This window comes from Clostridium sp. CX1 (genome assembly GCF_025398335.1).
Classification (GTDB): Bacteria; Bacillota; Clostridia; order Clostridiales; family Clostridiaceae; genus Clostridium_AM; species Clostridium_AM tanneri.
Window position 1 is genome coordinate 49,061 of record NZ_JAODOO010000003.1, and the last position, 15,009, is coordinate 64,069.

Annotated in this window: 10 protein-coding genes; all 10 read left to right on the forward strand. The window is 32.9% G+C overall.

The annotated features are described in order from the left end of the window. The first annotated feature begins 27 nt into the window (after nt 1-27). The 10 genes from N4T77_RS03880 to prdD all read left to right on the forward strand — a co-directional run bounded on the left by N4T77_RS03880 (nt 28) and on the right by prdD (nt 15,000). Nucleotides 28-1,023 carry a LacI family DNA-binding transcriptional regulator gene (locus N4T77_RS03880; RefSeq protein ID WP_261670432.1) on the forward strand — a complete coding sequence of 332 codons (996 nt, stop codon included), beginning with the start codon at nt 28-30 and terminating at the stop codon, nt 1,021-1,023. A 204-nt stretch (nt 1,024-1,227) separates the two neighbouring features. Continuing rightward, the gene (locus tag N4T77_RS03885) at nt 1,228-5,307 is read left to right on the forward strand and encodes an AAA domain-containing protein (protein ID WP_261670433.1); all 4,080 of its coding nucleotides are present in this window, start codon (nt 1,228-1,230) and stop codon (nt 5,305-5,307) included. Nucleotides 5,308-5,377: 70 nt separating this feature from the next. Next, a complete protein-coding gene (locus N4T77_RS03890) occupies nt 5,378-7,540 on the forward strand; it encodes a hypothetical protein (protein WP_261670434.1) in 2,163 nt (720 codons plus the stop codon). Between the two features lie 47 nt (nt 7,541-7,587). Further along, entirely contained in the window at nt 7,588-9,339 is a 1,752-nt protein-coding gene (prdR, locus tag N4T77_RS03895) for a sigma-54 dependent transcriptional regulator PrdR (protein WP_261670435.1), read from the forward strand. 111 nt (nt 9,340-9,450) lie between these two features. Continuing rightward, a complete protein-coding gene (locus tag N4T77_RS20270) occupies nt 9,451-9,558 on the forward strand; it encodes a hypothetical protein (protein ID WP_396125086.1) in 108 nt (35 codons plus the stop codon). Between the two features lie 78 nt (nt 9,559-9,636). Then, on the forward strand, nt 9,637-10,941 hold the full coding sequence (prdC, locus tag N4T77_RS03900; RefSeq protein WP_261670436.1) for a proline reductase-associated electron transfer protein PrdC: 1,305 nt from the start codon (nt 9,637-9,639) through the stop codon (nt 10,939-10,941). A gap of 13 nt (nt 10,942-10,954) precedes the next feature. Further along, a complete protein-coding gene (gene prdA, locus N4T77_RS03905; protein ID WP_261670437.1) occupies nt 10,955-13,075 on the forward strand; it encodes a D-proline reductase (dithiol) proprotein PrdA in 2,121 nt (706 codons plus the stop codon). 15 nt (nt 13,076-13,090) lie between these two features. Continuing rightward, the gene (locus N4T77_RS03910) at nt 13,091-13,351 is read left to right on the forward strand and encodes a CBO2463/CBO2479 domain-containing protein (RefSeq protein WP_261670438.1); all 261 of its coding nucleotides are present in this window, start codon (nt 13,091-13,093) and stop codon (nt 13,349-13,351) included. Continuing rightward, nucleotides 13,351-14,076, forward strand: a complete 726-nt coding sequence (gene prdB, locus N4T77_RS03915; protein WP_261670439.1) for a D-proline reductase (dithiol) protein PrdB — start codon at nt 13,351-13,353, stop codon at nt 14,074-14,076. The genes N4T77_RS03910 and prdB overlap by 1 nt, the downstream gene beginning before the upstream one ends. Before the next feature lie 162 nt (nt 14,077-14,238). Beyond that, a complete protein-coding gene (prdD, locus tag N4T77_RS03920) occupies nt 14,239-15,000 on the forward strand; it encodes a proline reductase cluster protein PrdD (RefSeq protein WP_261670440.1) in 762 nt (253 codons plus the stop codon). Nucleotides 15,001-15,009: the final 9 nt, after the last annotated feature.

A 15,009-nucleotide genomic window follows, 5' to 3' on the forward strand; every position in this document is an offset into this window, starting at 1 on the left:
TTAAAATATAGAGCGGGAGTTGATAGTATGCCAGCCTCAATAAAGGATGTAGCGAAGGAAGCGGGAGTATCAATTGCTACTGTTTCCAGAGTTTTAAATGACGTAGATGTTGTTAACGAAGAAACTAAGAAGAAGGTTCTAGAAGCCATAGATAAGCTAGGATACAGACCTAATATTGTAGCAAGAAGTTTAAAAACTCAAAGGACAAAGACTATTGGAATAATAATACCTGATATATCAAGTCAGATTTATCCTGAAATAGTAAGAGGAGCAGAAGATGTGGCAAATATATATGACTACAATTTAATGCTCTGCAACAGTGATCTCGATCCTGAAAAGGAAATGGAGTATCTTAGGGTCCTGAGAGAAAAGATGGTAGACGGAGTTTTATATATGAGTACTTCTCTTGAGCCAAGTATACTGGAGCTAATAAACAAGCTGCAAATACCAATGGTTTTAATTGAAACTACAAGCAAAGAGGGCAATATACCAAGCGTAACTATAGATAATGAAAAAGCTGCTTTCGATGCAGCAGAGTATTTGATTAAAAAAGGAAACAAGAAAATAGGATACATAGGAACCCATGAGGATGCAGTAAATGCTAGTGCTTTAAGATATACAGGTTATAAGAAAGCACTATTAGAAAATAACTTAAAAGTAGATGATAAGTTTGCATATTTTGGAGGACTTAAATCTCAAGATGGTTATGAGGGAATGCTAAGCATTTTAGAAAAAGACACAGTAGATGCAGTATTTTGTGCTAGTGATGAAATTGCTATGGGAGCAATAAATGCTTTAAGGGATAAAGGAATGAAGGTTCCAGAAGAGGTAGATGTAATAGGATTTAATAACATATATTCCGCAGCTGTATTTTATCCTAAAATTACAACTATAGCCGAGCCTATGTATGATATGGGATCAGTGGGAATGAGAATGCTTATTAAAATAATAAATAAACAGGAAGTTGAGCTTAAAAACTATGTTCTTAAGCATGAATTAATAGAAAGAAACTCTTGTAAATAGTAAAAGACGACGTAATTTAGGGAACAATTCCTAAGTTACGTCGTCTTTTACTGTTTTTATGTAAAATACTCTAGTAATACTTATAAAACCCTGTCATTAAAAAATGAATTATGGTAAACGAAAATTTTGAACAATTTAAAATGAAATGGTATAATTTTACATAAAAGTAAATATACTTACAGATTAAATTGTGGAGGGTATAAAATGGATTATAGAGAGTGTGTTAAAGATATTTTCTTATATTTGCTTAATGTAAAGAAACTAGGTGAAAAAGTAGTAAAGAATATTTGGGGATATGATAAGTTTTACTTGGAAAGTCAGCTTAAAAAAACAGAGGGATGTGTTATAAATAAAAACCCAAATAAAAAGTGGTGGGTTAAAGTAGGTGAAAAGTCCAATGAGTTATATACAAGATTACTTAGTTTATATAGAGAAATAGATGAGGGAAATGAGGACATAGAAATAGTTTGGGGACATGGACTTATGGCATGGAAGGTTGCTGATGAAGGTATACTCCATCCTATCTTAACTACTAAGCTGAAGCTGAATTTTAATTCTGAAAAAGAAGTTTTTACGTTAAATCCACAACATAAAACATTAATGGAGACAGATATCTTTAGTGGGATTGATGTTCCCAATTTAAAAAGTATATTGGAAATGGAAGGTAGAATTAGAGAAACTGACCTAGACCCTAGAGAAACAGAAAGTATTATTAATATTTTTTCTGAACTAACAGCATATCTAAGTGTTGATGGAAAGGTAATAAAACAGGATGCCTTCAATTCAAACCTGGAGATACCAAATCATCCAGTTATATATGATTGTTCAGTGTTTATAATAAAAAGGAACAATGCAAAACTGTGGAATAAGGAAATTACTAACATTGTAAGAGAGTTAGATAGAGGTTACCCAATACCAAAAACAATAAAGGCATTAGTGAAAGATGTAAAATTAAGTGAGGATGAGGAAGATGTTAAAAAGTGGAACAAGCTAAATAAAAGGTTGTTTTTTCCTTTACCATCAAATGATGAGCAGAAAGAAATTGTTAAAAGGATAAGTAAAAACTATGGTGTAGTGGTACAGGGGACACCAGGAACAGGAAAAACTCATACTTTAGCTAATTTGATATGTCATTTGATGGCAAATGGCAAAAGAGTGCTTGTAACTAGTGAAACGGATAGAGCTTTGAGAGTCTTACTTGAAAAAATACCGGAGCAGGTAAGGCCCTTTTGTTTAAGTATTTTAGGAAAGGATACTAATTCTCTAAGGGAATTGGAAGAATCTATAAAGAGAACAGCGGCTAATTTAACTTTGGATAAGAATAAAGTATATAAGAAACTAGAAGAACTTGAAATGCAACTTAAAAATTGTAAGGAAACTGAAAGGTTTTTGTACAACAAGCTTGACGAAATTGAAAAAGTTGAAAATAGAGGTTTTAGTTTTCAAGGACAAAACTATAAGGTTATAGACGCTGTTAAATGGGTCACAAAGCATGGTAATGAATATTCTTGGATAGAAGATAATGTAGAAAAGGAACAACAGATACCTCTAAATGAAAGTGAATTTAACAAGTTGCTATCTTTGTTAAAGGAGATAAGAAAAGAAGACATGGAGTTATATGATAGCATAGCAGTTACAGTAGACAAGCTATCAATTAGTGATAAATTATGTAAAGTAGTAACTGAATTTAAGAGATTAAGCAATAACTATAAAGAGTACACAAGTAATATAGAGGGATGGAGGGTACCTGATAACAATAGATGTAATTACGATGGTATTTTAAATCTATTGAAGCAATGCAGATCAAAAATAGAAGAATTGGAAAATGACATGTTTGAGGGCATATTAAGTAACTATAGCAATAATAAAATAGCTTATGAATCTTTTAATGATATAGCTCGCAAATGCAATGATTATATGTCACTTTTAAGTAATATAAGAAATAGATTAGGAAACCATATTGTTCAAATCCCAGAAAATGTTGATATTTATAGATTTAATAATGACCTTAATACATTATATAATAACTTGACTTTAAGAGGCAGGGTAGGAAGGTTTTTTAGACTATCTCATCCAGAATGCAACTATATTATTAGAGAGTGTAGAATTGATGGAAATAATATAGAAAGTATAGAACAGGTATCGATTCTTAAGCTTTACGCTCAAAAAAAAATAATTTGGAGAGAATTAAAAGCACTATGGAATAATACCGTAAAACAATATGGTGGAAAAATAATTACAGAAGTAGAAAGTAATTTAGACTTACTAATAATTGAAGAGTATATAAAAAAGCTAAATATAATGGTTAATTGGAATAAGAACTATAAGAGTAAGGTTATATCAATGCTAGGTAGAATTTCTGCCCCTAATAATATTAATTGGTATAAGAAGGACAGCTATGATTACCTAATAAGTTGTATTGAAGCTATAAGAAATTTGGATGAATATGATAGATTAAAAGCCTATATTCAAATAACAAAAAAGTGGCTTTGTAACAATGAAAAATTACGGGAATTATATACAGCTGTTGACGAGTTAGATACCGTTAAAATAAAACATGCTTTAAATAAGATAGAAAGAGTTAAGGCACTAAAAAATAAGTTTTTAGAATTAAATATTCTTATAGAAAAACTACAGAAGAAATGTCCGTTAACTGCTGAAAAAATAATTAACAATTGGCAATACAGCAGCATTCTTTATAAAGATTGGGTAAATGCATGGAGGTGGGCTAAGTGGAATAGTTTATTGAAAGGAATTAATGATATAGACATTGAGAATATAGAAAAGTCTATAGATCAGGAAAAGGATAAAGAAAGAAAAATTATTGAGGAAATTGTGGCAAAAAGAACTCTATATAATCAGATATTAAAAACTACAGAAAGAGAAAAGAAAAGTCTTTTTGCATGGATGCAAGCAATGAAAAAGCTTGGTAGAGGAACAGGAAAGTCAGCATTAGAGTATAGAAAAATAGCTCAAAAGGAGATGGAGGAGTGTAAAGACACTATACCTGTATGGATTATGCCTCTAAATGCTGTAATTGAAAACATAAGTTTATCATGTAATCTATTTGATGTGATAATTATCGATGAGAGTAGTCAAAGTAACATATTTTCTATTTGTGCATTAGCTAGAGCTGAAAAAGCTGTTATAGTTGGTGATGATAAACAGTTAAGTCCTGAACCAATTGGAATTAATTACGAACAAGTTGAAGCTTTAATCAGTAGGTATCTAAAAAAGATACCTAACAATGAGTTGTTTGACCTTCATACCAGCCTATATAATACAGCTCTAAGGGTATTTCCTAATAGATTAATTTTAAAGGAGCATTTTAGATGTTTACCTGAGATAATTAATTTTAGTAATGAAACATGCTATTCTAGGTCGATAAATTCACTAAGGCATGCAGGATACCAGGAAGGTTTGAAGCCACCGGTCATGGCTATAAAAGTTGATGGAGGATATAGAGATAAGTATAAACCAATAAATGTTTTAGAAGCAGAGTGTTTAGTTAACAAAATGGTAGAGTGTTGTAAAGATGAAAGGTATTCAGGAATGACTTTTGGCGTTATATCTCTTTTAGGGGAGAGTCAAAGCTGCTTAATAGAAGAGATGATAAGAGAAAAATTAGGACAGGATGAAATAGCTAAAAGAAAAATTAATTGCGGGGATGCCTATTCTTTTCAGGGTGATGAAAGAGATGTAATGTTTTTATCTATGGTAGTTTCAAATAATGTAAAGTTTACGTCTCTTACTAAGGATTCAGATATAAGGAGGTTTAATGTTGCAACAACTAGAGCAAAAAATCAAATGTGGCTATTTCATTCTATAGATTTGAAGGATTTAAAGGTAGACTGTGTAAGATATTCTTTACTGAACTATTGTTTGAACCATAAAAGTCAACCTATTAAAGGTAATAATCTTGGACTCTATTTTAAGTCCAATTTTCAAAAAGATGTTTATGAAATGCTGATTAAAAGAGGATATTCAGTGATACCTAAGGTTAATTTAGGAACATATAAAGTAGATTTTATAATAAGAAGCGAAAGAAATGAGGCAGCGATTATATGTGAGGGAGAGGGGAGTTATAGTAGTAGTAGGAAAGAGAGTATAGAAGAAAAATTAGAGCTTAAAAGAATGGGGTGGGATATTTTTAGAATCAGGGGATGTGAGTTTTATTACAATCCAGAGGAAACAATGGAGATATTATCAAGGAAGTTAAAGAGTATAGGAATAGAACAGGATGAGGTTAAAAATGATGTTCGCAACAATTTGAAAATTGTGTAAAAATATTTAAGGGAGAATATTTTCTGTATATAATTATAATTAGATGTTATTTTGATACAAGGGTGATTATATGGTTAAGATGATTTATAAGAATATTCCCGTAAAGTTCATATCCGGTATTTCTAAAAAAGAGGCAAATAGCAAGAAGCCTATATACCAGGTTCATAAGTGGTTTGGAAGGAAAACAGATGCTATATTCAGAAGTATACTTTTATCATTGCAGTTAGACGAGGATAATATAGATACGTTTAGTAATAACTATTACAAGGATAACCATGATGTTTTAAAGGGAAAGATAATATTAGATCCATTTATGGGAGGGGGAGTAACTCTTGTAAATACCTTAAGATTTGGAGGAAAGGTTGTAGGAATAGATATTAATCCTGTAGCGTGGTTTATAACTAAAAATGAGCTTCAGCTCCCAAATAGAAATAAGAGAGAAGAGTATTATTCTATAGAAGAGTTAACAAGAAGATTAGAGGAGGAATTTCATAAACTTGAAGAAAGCATTGGAAGAGAAATAAAAAAAATCTATACTACAACAATATATGATTCAGATAAGAAAATTAGAAAAGAAGTAGATATAATGTATATACTTTGGGTAAAGAGGGTTAAATGCCCTAGTTGCGGAAAGTATGTAAGACTATTTCCAGCACATTCCATAACCAAGATTCATAGAAAAAATTTTGAAAACTATAACATATGTCCTCGATGTGGGGAAATTGTTAGAGGTAATGAATTAGAGTTGCATTGTAGTAACTGCGGGCTTAATTTTAAAAAAGATAGGGGTAACTATAGAGGTAGAAACTTTATATGTTCAGGTTGTGGTGAAAAATTTAATTTAGTAAGAGATATAATGAGGAAAAGAAAAACTCCCCTTTCTTCCAGCATGTATGCTATACAGTATTATGATCCTGATACTGGCAAAAAGGGGTTTAAAGTTCCTGATAAAGAGGATTTGAATAAATATAATGCTATAAGAAAGAAAGCTAAAAATATAACAGTTGATATTTCGAGGTTTATTCCCCATAGTAAAATACCTAATGGGTACAATACCAAACAGATACAAAATCATAATTATAGATATTGGAAACAAATGTTTAACGATAGACAATTATATTATTTGTCAAGGTTACTGGAAGAGATAGATAAAATACCTGACCTAATAATAAAGGAACTATTCCTTTGTGTTTTTTCTAATACAATTAACGCTAATAACATGTTTTGTATTTATAACTCTCAATGTATGAAAATTGAACCTTTATTTGGAGATCATCATATGGCACCTGTGATGAATCCTGTGGAAAACAATATATGGGGAACAAGGTTTGGCAGAGGAAGTTTCACAAAATCTTTTAAAGGGATTTTGCAAAGTAAAAAATTCAATTACTTTCCCTACGAAAGACTAATTGTAGACGGAAAAAACAGTAATAAGGTTATAAAGAATGAAGAGTTCCACTCAGAGTTTGCAAGTGACTTTAATGAATTAACTAGCAAAAATAAAAACACTATATTGAGGTATGGCTCTGCTGAAAACCTATCATTTTTGCCTTCAAGATCGATAGATGCAGTGATTACAGACCCACCATACTATTCAGCAATCAATTATGGAGAACTAAGTGAATTTTTCTATTCTTGGTCTAAATTAATTTTAGAGAATAAATACGACTTTTTTCAATCGGAACATATAATAAGCGATAACGAGGTCACTGTTAGTGAAGCAAAAGGAATAACTAAAGATGAGTTCATTTTCAAGTTAACTAGATGTTTTACTGAAATAAAAAGAGTTCTAAAGGAGGATGCACCGTTAATACTTACATATAACAACAGTTGTTCAGAAGGTTGGCAAGCTTTAGCCCAGCCTATGTTTAACTCAGGTTTTATAGTAGAAAAGACATATCCTGTACATACAGAATTAAGAGCAGGACTTATAGATAACAGAAGAGAGAAAATGAATTATGACCTTATTATAGTGGCTAGGGTAAAAGAAAATAATAATAACTGTTCAATACAGATTAATGAATTTTTAGAAAAAGTGGAAATTGAGTTTCAAAAAACCTACCTAGAGTTAGAAGATGAAAATTTATCTGTTATAGATATGAATTTGATTAGAGTTGGAAAGGTTTTCGAAATCTACTCTCAGTGTTATACTAATATATATAAAGGAGACACTAGAATAAGCTTCCAGGATATATTAGAATGTATATATAAAAAGATTCCAATTGTAATATAGCAGATATAACACTATAATTAAATTAAAAGACTAAGGTAGGTGAAAAAATGAGTATATCCGATCTTATTGTTTATAAAGTCAGAGATATTATGACTAAAAATTTTATAGAGGTGCCTGTAAGCGAAAGTATAAAAGATGCATTAGATAAAATGATAGAGTTGTATAGGGATGAAGTTTTAATTACAAATGCAAGAGGAAACTTAATTGGCATTTTCACTATGAAAGATATAGCAAAACTAAAAAATGAGGGTATATGCTTCAGCTCACCTGTCGTGGAGTTTTCAAATAAAAATGTAGTTACTATAGATTGCAATACATGTGCAAGAGATGCAAGAGATATAATGATAGATAATAATATAGGAAGACTTCCTGTAGTGGAAAACGGAAGAGTTATAGGAATTTTAACTAGTGAAAACTTACGGGACACCTTTTACTTAAAAATGGATGAACTTTTCAATCTTCAAACTAATGTTTTTGATAACCTTCATGAGGCTGTTTGTATATGCGACGAAAATGGACTGGTAAAGTATTGGAATAGAAGTGCTGAAAAACTCTATAATGTTACAGCAAATAACATTATAGATAAATTCATAGGCGACTTTTTCCCCAATGCTTTAAGTTTAGAAGGATTAAAATTAGGAAAGAGAATTGAGAATGTAATCCATGAACCAGTAAAAGGGAAGCTAGTAGCGTTAAGTGTAGTACCGCTTTATAATTCAAGAAATAATTTAATTGCTGTAGTATCAACTGATAGAGATGTTACAGAGGCAGTAAACTTGACTAAACAGCTTGAGGATGAAAGAAAAAAGGTGGAATTTTTAGAGCATGCTTATAAAAATGAAATAGCATCTAAATACAACTTTTCATCAATTATTGGTAAGAATAAGAAAATAATCGATGCTATCGCTATAGCACAGAAGGTAGCACCAACCTCTACCAGTGTGCTTATAACTGGAAAAAGCGGAACAGGTAAGGAAGTTTTTGCAAAGGCCATACACGAGGCTAGTGGAAGAACAGGTAACTTTGTAGCAATAAACTGTAGTGCAATACCGGACAGCCTATTTGAAAGTGAACTCTTCGGATATGTGGAAGGTGCTTTTACAGGGGCTATAAAAAAAGGAAAGATAGGAAAATTTGAATTCGCAAATGGTGGAACTTTATTTTTAGATGAAATAGGGGACATGCCTTTAGAAATGCAGGTTAAAATTTTAAGAGTGCTCCAAGACGGGGTTATCTATAGGCTTGGAAGTGAAAAGGCTATAAGCACAGACACTAGAATAGTTGCAGCTACTAATAAGGATTTAAAAAGGCTAATAGCTGAGGATAAGTTCAGAGAAGACCTTTTTTATAGACTGGCAGTGGTTCAAATACAGCTTCCATCACTTAAGGACAGAAAAGAGGATGTTAAGGATTTGGCCAATCTATTTCTTGATCAAGTTTCTAAGCAAGAAGGCATAAAGATTAATTATACAGATGATAGAATATATAGAATACTGGCTGGTTACAAGTGGGAAGGTAATATAAGAGAGTTAAAAAATGTTATTCAAAGGATGGTAGTGTTATCAAACGATGGAAGAATAACAGTTGATTCTATTCCAGAATATATATTGGAAAACTCTAATGTTGAAGAGGAAGTAAAAACCAACGAGTATGATTTGGAAAAGATTATTGAAGATATTGAGAAGAAAACTATTAGAGAAGTTATGAGTATGGTTAACGGAAATAAGCAACAGGCAGCTAAAGTTCTTAATGTAAAAAGAAGCACGTTATATTATAAATTAAATAAATATGAAATTTAGTTACAATATTCTGACAACTGTGTCAATTCCTTGACACAGTTGTTTTTTTGTTGAAAAGTTAGGAAATGATTGGGTTTGGGTAGATTTGTAAAATATGTGTAGGTTTACAAGGTGTCAAATTTTTCAAATATATTTAATTTAAATAATGTACGTAAAAATAGAGGTGCCACTATTACAATGGCTTATACATTGAAAAATGGCTATTTATATTTGTTATAAATTAATTTACTTATATTACATTTACTGGCATGGTATATGCTACCAAAATATATGTAAGTAAAAAATAGGAGGGATGATATGGGAAGTTTATATAGTTTTCCTCTTAAGATGCACGTAGGAGCCCCTGATATTCCAATTGTTAAAGAGGGACAAGAAGTTAAAAGAGGGGAGTGTATTGCCGAACCAAAAGGTCTTGGGGCTAAAATTCACAGTAGCGTATCAGGAATAGTGTTTAGGGTTTCAGACAATGAAATCGTTGTAAAAGCTCAAGATGTTCAGTCAGAGGAATATGTAAAGATTAAGCAGTGTGAAAACATAGTAGACATCGTATATGAAGCAGGGATAGTTGGTGCTGGAGGAGCAGGATTTCCAACTCATATTAAGCTAAAAACTCAAATTCCGGATGGATACATAGTAGCTAACTGTGTTGAGTGTGAGCCTGTGCTTCATCATAACATTAAAATGATTGAAGAAAGGCCAGAACTAGTGGTAAAAGGAATAAGATATTCGATGAAAGCCACAGGAGCAAAACAGGCTTATATAGCTATAAAGTCTAAACATAAAAAAGCTATCGAGGCTTTAAGAACATATTTGGGAAACTCAACAGACATAGAAATTAAGAAATTTAGGGATATGTATCCAATGGGAGAGGAGAGAGCTGCTATACATGAATTGCTTAATGTATGGCTTGAACCAACTCAACTTCCAGTAGAAGCAAAATGTGTTGTGCTAAATGCAGAAACCCTTGCAAACATAACCAGAGCAGTAGAGGATAGAAAGCCTGTGATAGATAAGGATATAACAGTTGTTGGTAAATTAAAGTCTGGAAAAGAGCCAAATGTATTTTTTCAGATTCCTGTAGGGACAAGCATAGAAAGTTTAATTGATAAATGTGGAGGAATAAAAGGTGAATATGGTGAACTTATAGTAGGTGGCCCATACACTGGAAAAGCCGAAGCTATAGAAAAGGCCGCTGTTACAAAAATGTCCGGTGGGGCAATTGTAACAATAACACTGCCAGAATTTAAGGGTAAGTTAGGACTTCTTGTTTGTGCCTGTGGAGCAAATGAAGATAGGCTAAGAGATATTGCAAAAAAAATGAAATCAGAAGTGGTTTCAGTAGCTAATTGCAAGAATGTAGTAGAAATAAAAGGAGCAAATAAGTGTAAGACTCCCGGTGACTGACCAGGTCAAACTGCTGCAGTTTTGCAGTTGAAAAAAGAAGGAGCAGAAAGAATATTGATTTCAAATTGCAGTGATTGTTCAAATACAGTTATGCAATCTGCACCAAAGGCTGGTCTGCCTGTATATCATCATACAGACCATGTATTTAGAACAGTTGATTATCCTTTAACTAGAAGGTTATCAATAGAAGAAAACTAAGGGGGGGATTAGTATGTCTATGAGCGCTGAACATGCAGCAGAACTAAAAAATGAAATGGCTGTTGTATGCTGTAGAACAGAAGCTGGGACAGTAATTTCAGCAGATAATTTAGAGGATCCGGCAATATTTCCGGATATGGTAGATTCAGGTCTTTTAAACATACCTGATAACTGCTTGAAGATAGGTGAGGTTTTAGGTGCAAAGCTAACTAAAACAATAGACTCACTTACACCGTTAACTCCAGATGTTATGGAAGGAGTTAATGTAGTAGCTTCCGAAGAAAAAGTAGAAGAAGTTGAGGAAGTTGAACTAACTGAAGGAAGTGAAAAAGCAGTTTTAAAATATAACAAAAAAGCAGGAGAAACTATAAGTGCTGAGGATCTAGAAAATCCAATGAACTTTGAAAAACTTGAGGACTCTTTACTAATAGCCTTAAATGATAGAGTTCTATCAAGAGAGCAAGTTATTGGTGCAATACTAAAGGTTGATGCACCAGCATTGACTCCTGTGACACCTGATATATTAGAAGGATATGAGGAGGTAGTAAACATGGTAGAAACACCAAAAGCAACAACAAGTGTATCTGGCAGCATTCTAAAGATAAAGATTGCTGAAGGAAAAGGTATCGATATCGAAGTTCCATTAAATATTGGAGGAACAGCTTATTCAGCACCTGTTGTACCACAAGTGCCAATGGCGGTAAAAGCTGAAAAAATAGTAAAGAATGAAACTACAGAAGCTCCAGTGGCTAAAGAAGCTAGATTAGAAGAAAAAGTCATCAGAAGTCTTACAAGAAAGTATTACAAAATAGATAAAGTAGAATTTGGACCAGAAACAAAGATAGAAGGAACAACTCTTTATATAAGAGAAAATATCTGTGAAGATGCTGTAAAAGCTAGTGAGCTTGTGAAAGGAATTAAAATAGATATAATAACACCAGCAGATTACCACACATATAGCGAAACAATAATGGATGTTCAACCAATAGCAACAAAGGAAGCAGATTCAAAACTTGGTTCAGGAGTAACAAGAGTCATTGACGGAGCTATAATGGTTCTTACTGGTACAGATGAGGATGGAGTTCAAATAGGAGAATTTGGTTCATCAGAAGGATATCTAGATGAGAATATTATGTGGGGAAGACCAAGCTGTCCAGATAAAGGTGAGATATTAATAAAAACTCAAGTAACAATTAAAGCTAAAACTAATATGGAAAGACCAGGTCCTCTTGCTGCTCATAAAGCTTCAGATATGATAACTCAAGAGATAAGAGAAGCTTTAAAGAAACTTGAGAATGATGAATTGATAATAAAGACAGATGAATTTAAGCAAGTTAGAAGACCAGGCAGAAAGAAAGTTATAATTGTTAAAGAAATAATGGGACAAGGTGCTATGCACGACAACTTAATTCTTCCTGTTGAGCCAGTTGGAGTATTAGGTGGAAAACCAAATGTTGACTTAGGAAACGTTCCTGTAATGCTATCACCACTAGAAGTATTAGATGGAGGTATTCACGCATTAACTTGTATAGGACCTGCATCAAAAGAATGTTCAAGACATTACTGGAGAGAACCATTAGTTCTTGAGGCTATGAATGATCCTGAATTAGATTTATGTGGTGTACTATTTGTAGGAAGCCCACAAATTAATAGTGAAAAGTTCTATGTATCAGAAAGAATGGGTATGGTTGTTGAAGCGTTAGATGTAGATGGAGCTTTCGTAACTACTGAAGGTTTTGGAAATAACCATATAGATTTTGCAAGCCACGTTGAACAGATTGGTATGAGAGGAATACCTTGTGTAGCATTCTCTTTCTGTGCAGTGCAAGGTGCTTTAGTTGTTGGTAACAAATATATGAAGTATATGGTTGATAACAACAAGTCAGAAGCAGGTATAGAAAATGAGGTTCTTGGATGTAACACATTATGTCCAGAGGATGCAGTAAGAGGAACTGCAATGCTTAAGGCTGCTATAGCAGGAGAGGATGTTAAGGCTGCTGAAAGACAATATAACAGAAATGTTTTAGATAGCAATTTAGAGTTAATTGAAAAAGCTACTGGAAGAACAATAGATAGAGTTTCAAACGAAACTTCTCTACCAATGAGCGAAAAGAGAAAAGAGAAATACTCTTAAAAGAGGGTAATATAAATGGAATTGAAGTATGGTGATAAAATAATCGAAATGCAGGGAGTCATTGTTGAGGTACACGATGGTTGTGCTGCAATTGACTTAAAAGGCAGATTAGGTTATCTTAAAATACCGCTAAGAATGCTTATAACTGACTATCCTTTAAAAGTAGGACAGGAAGTAGCATTTAGGATGAGCTTTATTGAAGTTTTGTCCGGAGAAGTTAACGAAAAGTATGTGAGTAATTTAGAGAAAAGGAATAGAAAGGAAGGTAATTTATAATGGATTTAACTGTTGTTAAGGGTTTTCAATCAGAAATATATGTTCCTATAACACCACCACCAGTATGGACTCCAGTTACAAAAGAGTTAAAGGATATGAAAGTAGCAATAGCTACAGCAGCAGGAGTACACTTAAAGTCAGATAAGAGATTTAACTTAGCAGGAGATTTCACTTATAGAACAGTACCAGGAGATACTCCATCAGGAGAACTTATGGTATCACATGGCGGATATGATAACGGAGACGTTAACAAAGATATTAACTGCATGTTCCCAATAGATAGATTAAGGGAAATTGCAGCAGAAGGCTTTATAAAAGAAGTTGCAGAAACTCATATAGGATTTATGGGCGGCGGTGGAAACCAACAAAAATTTAGAGAAGAAACTGGTCCAGCTATCGCTAAGATTTTAAAAGACGAAGGAGTAGATGCAGTATTAATGACTGCTGGATGAGGAACCTGCCACCGCTCTGCAGTATTGGTGCAGAGAGCAATTGAAGAAGCAGGTATACCTACTATAGTTATAGCAGCGTTACCTCCAGTAGTTAAACAAACAGGTACTCCAAGAGCAGTTGCTCCAAGAGTTCCAATGGGTGCTAATGCAGGTGCACCACATGACATTGTAATGCAAACTGCAATAGTAAAAGATGCCCTAGAGCAGCTCACAAAGATAACTACTGCAGGAACTATAGTTCCATTGCCATATGAATATATAGCAAAGGTTTAATTAGTAAACTTAGGCTAACTGATAGATTAAAACTTACGTCAGTTGAGGTTTACCTTAGCTGGCGTTTAGTTAAACCATTGCAAGTTAAAAATTACACAATTTAGTTAACATTAGTAAGTAAATTGTTATAAATAAGCAAAATAATAATAGTGTGGTGATGAAATGGAAAATGAAATAGTAATGAGAAGACTTGTTATAAAGACTTTCCACATAAGAAAAGTAGAATTTGCCACAAAGACTTATATAGAAAATGGTGTACTATATATAAGACAAAATATACATCAGGACTTAGAGGTTAACCAAGAACTTATAAAGGATATTAAGATAAATGTTGTTACACCTAATAATCATAATATCTTTGTAAATTCAATAATGGATTTTTCTCCTATAGCTACTAAGGTTTTAGGAAGAATGGGAGAAGGTATAACCCATGTTCTTACAGGAGTAAATGTTATGCTCACTGGAGTAGATGAAGATGGAGTACAGGTTGCAGAATTTGGTTCATCCGAAGGAATACTAAAAGAGCAAGTTGTATTTGATAGAGCTGGAACTCCAGCAAAGAATGACATTTTAATACATGTAGATGTTACACTAAAGTCTGGAAAAGGCACCAGCAGACCTGGTCCTATGGCAGCTCACGAAGTTTCTGACAGAATAATTCAAGAAATTAGAGATTATCTTAAGAAAGTAAATGGAAGACTATGTGACGAAAAGCATGAATATTTTGATAAGGTTAAACCAGGAAAGAAAAAGGTAGTAATCTTAAAACAGGTTGCAGGTCAAGGGGCTATGTATGATACAGGATTGTTTGGAAGAGAACCAGGTGGATTTTCAGGCTGTAGATCTATTATAGATATGGGAAATGTGCCTATGATAGTAAGCCCAAATGAATATAGAGATGGAGCATTAAGAGCTATGAATTAGGGGGGATTA

Bases quoted from the DNA above. Each gene is read 5' to 3' on its own strand.
- N4T77_RS03880 (WP_261670432.1), top strand. From the start codon at position 28: ATGCCAGCCTCAATAAAGGATGTAGCGAAGGAAGCGGGAGTATCAATT.
- N4T77_RS03885 (WP_261670433.1), top strand. From the start codon at position 1,228: ATGGATTATAGAGAGTGTGTTAAAGATATTTTCTTATATTTGCTTAAT.
- N4T77_RS03890 (WP_261670434.1), top strand. From the start codon at position 5,378: ATGGTTAAGATGATTTATAAGAATATTCCCGTAAAGTTCATATCCGGT.
- prdR (WP_261670435.1), top strand. From the start codon at position 7,588: ATGAGTATATCCGATCTTATTGTTTATAAAGTCAGAGATATTATGACT.
- prdA (WP_261670437.1), top strand. From the start codon at position 10,955: ATGTCTATGAGCGCTGAACATGCAGCAGAACTAAAAAATGAAATGGCT.
- N4T77_RS03910 (WP_261670438.1), top strand. From the start codon at position 13,091: ATGGAATTGAAGTATGGTGATAAAATAATCGAAATGCAGGGAGTCATT.
- prdD (WP_261670440.1), top strand. From the start codon at position 14,239: ATGGAAAATGAAATAGTAATGAGAAGACTTGTTATAAAGACTTTCCAC.